This window comes from Streptomyces sp. NPDC002690 (genome assembly GCF_053592415.1).
This window is the reverse complement of the sequence record NZ_JBSFVR010000063.1, coordinates 21,169-27,529: the sequence shown is the minus strand read 5'-3', so window position 1 is coordinate 27,529 and position 6,361 is coordinate 21,169. Positions and strand designations below refer to the sequence as shown.

Sequence of the window (6,361 nt, the reverse complement as noted above, 5' to 3'; positions counted from 1 at the left end):
CTCTATCAGACTCTTATCGGTCCGATTCCCGGTCGAAGCGGGTCAAGCGATTTTCGCTTTCCAGTTCTTCGCTTTCGCGTTTCCCTTTCCGGCGATTCCGACTCTACCAGATTTATTTTCGTTCCGTTTCCGGTCCGAATTTGATTCCAGCGGCCCGTCGGGGGCCTTTTGCCTTTCGGCGCATCCGACATTATCAGAGATTCTGAGTCGGAATTTCCGCTCCGGACCGGGTGCCATCCGCGCACAAGTGCGTGGGCTGCTTCCCGTCCAGCGGAGAGCCAAACGTACTGGAGCGGGGTGCCTCGATGCAAATCGAGGCACCCCGCTCCGGCCGGACGGTCCGCGAGGATCAGACCTCTACGACGACCGGAAGGATCATCGGGCGCCGGCGGTAGGTGTCGGAGACCCACTTGCCCACCGAGCGGCGGATCAGCTGCTGGAGCTGGTGCGGCTCCATGACGCCGTCCTGGGCCGACTTGTTGAGGGCCTCCTCGATCTTCGGTACGACGGCGGTGAACGCCGCGTCGTCGATACCGGAACCGCGGGCCTGGATGTGGGGTCCGCCCACGATCTTGCCGGAGTTGGTGTCGACCACGATGAAGACCGAGATGATGCCCTCGTCGCCGAGGATGCGGCGGTCCTTGAGCGAGGTCTCGGTGACGTCGCCGACCGAGAGGCCGTCCACGTAGACGTAACCCGCCTGGACCTTGCCGACGATCTTCGCCTTGCCGTCGATGAGGTCGACGACCACGCCGTCCTCCGCGATGACGATGTGGTCCTTGGGGACACCCGTCAGCGCGCCCAGCTCGGCGTTGGCCCGCAGGTGGCGCCACTCGCCGTGCACCGGCATCAGGTTCTTCGGCTTGCAGATGTTGTAGAAGTACAGCAGCTCGCCGGCCGAGGCGTGGCCCGAGACGTGCACCTTGGCGTTGCCCTTGTGGACGACGTTGGCGCCCCAGCGGGTCAGGCCGTTGATCACGCGGTAGACCGCGTTCTCGTTGCCCGGGATGAGCGACGACGCCAGGATGACCGTGTCGCCCTGGACGATCCGGATCTGGTGGTCGCGGTTGGCCATGCGCGACAGCGCGGCCATGGGCTCACCCTGCGAACCCGTGCAGACGAGGACCACCTCGTCGTCCGGGAGGTCGTCGAGCGTCTTGACGTCGACGACGAGTCCGGCCGGCACCTTGAGATAGCCCAGGTCACGGGCGATGCCCATGTTGCGGACCATCGAGCGGCCGACGAAGGCGACCCGGCGGCCGTACTCGTGGGCGGCGTCCAGGATCTGCTGGATGCGGTGGACGTGGCTGGCGAAGCTCGCCACGATGATCCGCTTGTTGGCGTTGGCGAAGACCGTGCGCAGGACGTTGGAGATGTCCTTCTCCGGCGGGACGAAGCCCGGGACCTCGGCGTTCGTCGAGTCGGCGAGGAGCAGGTCGATGCCCTCCTCGCTGAGCCGCGCGAACGCGTGCAGGTCGGTGAGCCGGCCGTCCAGCGGGAGCTGGTCCATCTTGAAGTCGCCGGTGGCCACCGCCATGCCCGCGGGGGTGCGGATCGCGACGGCGAGGGCGTCCGGGATGGAGTGGTTGACCGCGATGAACTCGCAGTCGAAGACGCCGATGCGCTCCCGCTGCCCCTCGACGACCTCGAGGGTGTAGGGGCGGATGCGGTGCTCCTGGAGCTTCGCCTCGATCAGCGCGAGCGTGAGCTTTGAGCCGATCAGCGGGATGTCCGGCTTCAGGCGCAGCAGGTACGGCACGCCGCCGATGTGGTCCTCGTGACCGTGCGTGAGGACGATGCCCTCCACGTCGTCCAGGCGGTCCCGGATCGTGGTGAAGTCCGGCAGGATCAGGTCGATGCCCGGCTGCTCCTCCTCGGGGAAGAGGACGCCGCAGTCGACGATGAGCAGGCGGCCGCCGTACTCGAAGACCGTCATGTTGCGGCCGATCTCGCCGAGGCCGCCGAGGGGGGTGACCCTCAGGGCGCCCTTGGGAAGCTTCGGCGGGGTACCGAGTTCGGGATGCGGATGACTCAAAAGACTCTCCTTACCACGCACGCCACGTACCGCTTGGGCACGTGGCGCGTGTGTCATTCGTGCACTTGCTGTTGTCAGGGGATGAACGCGTGCGAGCTTTCCTCGCGTATGCGGTTGTCTCGCGTATTCAGTTGTGAAGTCCGTGGTTACAGCTCTACCCCACCGGCGGCCAGGTCGACCTTGAGCTGCGCCGTCTCCTGCGCGGCGAGTTCCACCAGCGGGAGGCGCAGCGGGCCGGCCGGGAGGCCCTGGAGGGTGAGGGCTGCCTTCGTGGTGATGACGCCCTGCGTCCGGAACACCCCGGTGAAGACCGGGAGCAGCTTCTGGTGGATCTCCTTGGCCTTCTGCACGTCGCCGCCGAGGTAGGCCTCGATCAGGGCCCGCAGGTCGGGGGTGACGAAGTGGCCGACGACGGACACGACGCCCACCGCGCCCACCGAGAGCAGCGGGAGGCTGAGCATGTCGTCGCCGGAGTACCAGGCGAGACCGGAGCGTGCGATGGCCCATCCGGCGCGGCCGAGGTCGCCCTTGGCGTCCTTGTTGGCGACGATCCGCGGGTGCTCCGCGAGCCGGACGAGGGTCTCGGTCTCGATCGGCACGCCGCTGCGCCCGGGGATGTCGTACAGCATGACCGGCAGGCCGGTGGAGTCGGCGATCGCGGTGAAGTGCCGGCGCAGGCCCTCCTGCGGCGGCTTGTTGTAGTACGGGGTCACCGCGAGGAGTCCGTGGGCTCCGGCCTGCTCGGCGGCGCGCGCGAGTCCGACGCTGTGGCGGGTGTCGTTGGTTCCGATGCCGGCGACGACGTGGGCCCGGTCCCCGACCGCTTCGAGTACGGCTCGGACGAGCTGGTCTTTCTCCGCGTCGCTGGTGGTGGGCGACTCACCGGTGGTGCCGTTGACGACGAGGCCGTCGTTTCCCGCGTCCACCAGATGGGTCGCGAGCCGCTGGGCGCCGTCGAGGTCGAGTGCGCCGTCCGCCGTGAAGGGCGTGACCATAGCGGTGAGGACCCGCCCGAAGGGGGTCTGCGGAGTGGAGATCGGAGCCATGGGTAACACGCTACTCGTTGCTCGGCCCGGGATGTCCCCTCGGGGGACGTCGATCTTGGAACCCGGCACTGCCTGCTCGGGGGTTCAAGCAGTGCCGGGTCCGTTTGATCAGCCTAGATGAACTTCACGAAACGCCGCAATACGGACACCGCCTACGGGGCTACCCGTCCGTTTTTGTTGAAGGCGGCATGAGTGAGGGGCATGAGGCGCGCCCAGTGCTCCTCCATCTGCTCGCCGACCATCTCGATCTCGCGCTGCGGGAAGGACGGGACGGTCGCCAGTTCGTGCTGGGTGCGCAGGCCGAGGAAGTGCATCAGAGAGCGCGCGTTGCAGGTGGCGTACATCGACGAGAAGAGGCCGACGGGCAGCACGGCGCGGGCCACCTCACGGGCTACACCGGCGGCGAGCATCTCCTGGTAGGCGTCGTAGGCCTGGCGGTAGGAGTCCTCCATGGCACGGGCCGTGAGTTCGGCCTGCGCCTCGGTGCCGTCGACGAACTCGTACTTGCCGGGGCGGCCCTGCTGGACGAGCTTGCGGGACTCGCCGGGGACGTAGAAGACGGGCTGGAGCTCCCGGTAGCGGCCCGATTCCTCGTTGTACGACCAGCCGACCCGGTGCCGCATGAACTCGCGGAACACGAAGATCGGGGCGCTGATGAAGAACGTCATCGAGTTGTGCTCGAAAGGGCTGCCGTGACGGTCGCGCATCAGATAATTGATGAGACCCTTGGAACGCTCCGGGTCCTTGGTGACCTCCTCCAGCGACTGCTCCCCCGCAGTCGACACGCGGGCGGCGAACAGGACGTCTGCGTCGCCTGCGGCGTGTTTCACCAGTTCGACGGTGACATCACTGCGGAAACTGGGCTTCGCGGGCTCGGGGGTGTCGCTCACCGGCGGGGTCCTTCCAATTGCTTCGCTCGGGCGGCGTCCACTCTACGGGGCCGCGTACCTGGCTCGCTCCGGGGAAAACTCCGAACGGTCCGCGAAAAGGGGCACCGATCCGGCGTTCCGCGCGTCTGACACTTCAGCAGCACCTCCACCACAGCTCTAAGGAGATTTTCCTCATGTTCCGCCGGCGTGAATCCGTCCCGTTCTCGTTCGTAGCCGAGGCCGAGCGGTTCCGCAGCAATGTCACTCCGCCGCCCCGGGAACGCGCCAGCGTCTCCGAGCTGGCGGGCCGCTCCCTCGTGGGGCTGGTCGTGGTCGCGGGCCTGGTGGGCTCGCTCCTCTTCGGGCTGCCCGCCCTCGACCCCGACCAGGCACCCGCACATCACCAGAAGTCCGAAGCGTCCCAGGACCGCTGACTCGTACGGCCCCCTGGGGTGGTCGGAGCGGGAGGCCGTCGGTAGCCTCACCGGGCACAGCAATAACGAGCGTGCTTGTGAGTGAGGATCAGTCGTGCCCCTGCCCTTCCTGACGGCCGACCGCGCGTTCGACGCGGGTGCGGAGGACGTCGCGCTGCCGTTCGACGATCACGACAGCTGGCGGCGGCCCTACCGTCCCGGGCCCTGGCGGGTCTCGGCGGCGGCGGGACTGCTGCTGCTGGCGTCGTTCGTCCTGTTCGCAGCGATGATCATCGGTGTGGCCGGTGAGCCCTCGGGCGCACTGCTCTGCATGACGCTCGCCGCGGTGGTGATCGCCTGCGCGCTGCGGCTGCTGCGCGTCGGCGCCTGGGTGAGCCGGCACGGCGTACGCCGGGTCGGCTTCTTCCGCACCACCACGGTGGCGTGGAGCCGGACCGGGACGGTCCGTACGGTCCAGCAGCCGGTGAAGTGGCTCGGTTTTCCGCGGACCGTGCAGGGACAGGCCCTGGTCGTGGCCCGTCGGGGCGCCGGCTCGCTGCCGCCGCTGATGACGGACCACGACGCGGACTTCCTGTCCCGGTCCGAGGCGTTCGACCGGGCCACCGACGCCATCGAGGCGTGGGCGGACGAGTACCGGCGCTGAGGCGCCGCCGCCCGTTCTCCCCGCTCTCGCGGTCCAGCGTCACCCCCGGGTGATCCGGGGTCCACAAGCCGGTACGGCTCCGCTCAGGCGGCGCGTACCGGCTTGTGTGCGTGCAGGGCGATGGCGCGCTGCATCGCCTTGCGCGCCCTGGGCGTGTCGCGGGCGTCCTGGTAGGCGACGGCCAGCCGGAACCAGCAGCGCCAGTCGTCCGGGGTGTCCTCGGTCTCCTCCCGGCGGCGGGCGAAGACCGCGTCGGCGGAGTCCCGGTCGATGCGGCCGGACGGGGTCCGCACGAGTTCGTCGACCGGCAGCCCGCCCTCCGCGTCCAGCTCCGCCGCGAGCGCGTTGGCCCTCGCCACGAACTGGGTGTTCTTCCAGAGGAACCAGATGCCGATCACCGGCAGGATGAGCACCGCCACCCCGAAGGTGACCGTGATCAGGCTGCCGTGCCGGATGAGGAGCACGCCCCGGCTGCCGGCCAGGACGAAGTAGAAGACCAGCACGGCGGCGGTGACGAAGTACGAGATCTTTGCGCGCATGGCGGGACCGTCAGTTCAGATCGAGGAAGTGTTCCAGCCCGAAGGTGAGGCCGGGAGTGGTGACCACGCGGCGGGCTCCCAGCAGGATGCCGGGCATGAAGCTGCTGTGGTGCAGGGAGTCGTGGCGCAGGGTGAAGGTCTCGCCCTCACCGCCGAGCAGCACCTCCTGGTGCGCGAGGAGCCCTCGCAGCCGTACGGAGTGCACGGGGACGCCGTCCACGTCGGCGCCCCGGGCGCCGTCCAGTCCGGTCGCGGTGGCGTCCGGCTGGGGCGCGAGTCCGGCCTCGGCACGGGCGGCGGCGATGAGCTGAGCCGTCCGGGTCGCGGTGCCGGAGGGCGCGTCGATCTTGTTCGGGTGGTGGAGTTCGATGACCTCCACCGACTCGAACCAGGGCGCCGCCGCCTGCGCGAACTTCATGGTGAGGACGGCGCCGATGGAGAAGTTCGGTGCGATGAGCACACCGGTCTTCGGGGACGCGTCCAGCCAGCCGGTGAGCCGGGCGAGGCGCTCGTCGGTCCAGCCGGTGGTGCCGACGACGGCGTGGATGCCCTTGCGTACGCAGAACTCCAGGTTGTCCATCACCGAGTCGGGATTGGTGAGTTCCACCGCGACCTGGGCGCCGGCGGCGTCGAGGGCCTCCAGCGCATCGCCCCGGCCGAGGGAGGCCACCAGTTCCAGGTCCTCGGCGGCCTCGACGGCCCGTACCGCTTCCGATCCGATGCGGCCCTTGGCGCCGATGACGGCCACACGCAGCTTGCTCATGTGCTCTGCTTCCTTGATCGAAGGGAGGGTAC

The 6,361-nt window shown here is 68.6% G+C and carries 7 protein-coding genes; 2 read left to right on the top strand and 5 right to left on the bottom strand.

Translation table 11 applies throughout. The features are described 5' to 3' along the window. Window positions 1–349: 349 nt before the first annotated feature. From ACWD3D_RS11500 to thyX, 3 genes are all read right to left on the bottom strand, one after another. Window positions 350–2,035, bottom strand: a complete 1,686-nt coding sequence (locus ACWD3D_RS11500) for a ribonuclease J (RefSeq protein WP_451460675.1) — start codon at window positions 2,033–2,035, stop codon at window positions 350–352. 146 nt (window positions 2,036–2,181) lie between these two features. Beyond that, on the bottom strand, window positions 2,182–3,081 hold the full coding sequence (dapA, locus tag ACWD3D_RS11495) for a 4-hydroxy-tetrahydrodipicolinate synthase (RefSeq protein ID WP_451460674.1): 900 nt from the start codon (window positions 3,079–3,081) through the stop codon (window positions 2,182–2,184). Window positions 3,082–3,233: 152 nt separating this feature from the next. After that, complete coding sequence (gene thyX / locus ACWD3D_RS11490; protein ID WP_451460673.1) at window positions 3,234–3,971, bottom strand: FAD-dependent thymidylate synthase; 738 nt, start codon at window positions 3,969–3,971, stop codon at window positions 3,234–3,236. A gap of 173 nt (window positions 3,972–4,144) precedes the next feature. Between thyX and ACWD3D_RS11485 the strand changes: the two genes are divergently transcribed. Both ACWD3D_RS11485 and ACWD3D_RS11480 read left to right on the top strand, forming a co-directional pair. Beyond that, window positions 4,145–4,384, top strand: a complete 240-nt coding sequence (locus tag ACWD3D_RS11485; RefSeq protein ID WP_358756797.1) for a hypothetical protein — start codon at window positions 4,145–4,147, stop codon at window positions 4,382–4,384. A gap of 94 nt (window positions 4,385–4,478) precedes the next feature. Beyond that, window positions 4,479–5,027, top strand: coding sequence for a hypothetical protein (locus ACWD3D_RS11480; RefSeq protein WP_451460672.1), 549 nt, complete (start codon window positions 4,479–4,481; stop codon window positions 5,025–5,027). A gap of 83 nt (window positions 5,028–5,110) precedes the next feature. Here the strand turns inward: ACWD3D_RS11480 and ACWD3D_RS11475 are convergent, their stop codons facing one another. Together ACWD3D_RS11475 and dapB are read right to left on the bottom strand one after the other, a co-directional pair. Further along, window positions 5,111–5,566, bottom strand: a complete 456-nt coding sequence (locus tag ACWD3D_RS11475) for a hypothetical protein (RefSeq protein WP_451460671.1) — start codon at window positions 5,564–5,566, stop codon at window positions 5,111–5,113. A 10-nt stretch (window positions 5,567–5,576) separates the two neighbouring features. Further along, window positions 5,577–6,329, bottom strand: coding sequence for a 4-hydroxy-tetrahydrodipicolinate reductase (gene dapB / locus ACWD3D_RS11470; protein WP_451460670.1), 753 nt, complete (start codon window positions 6,327–6,329; stop codon window positions 5,577–5,579). Between the last annotated feature and the right edge of the window lie 32 nt (window positions 6,330–6,361).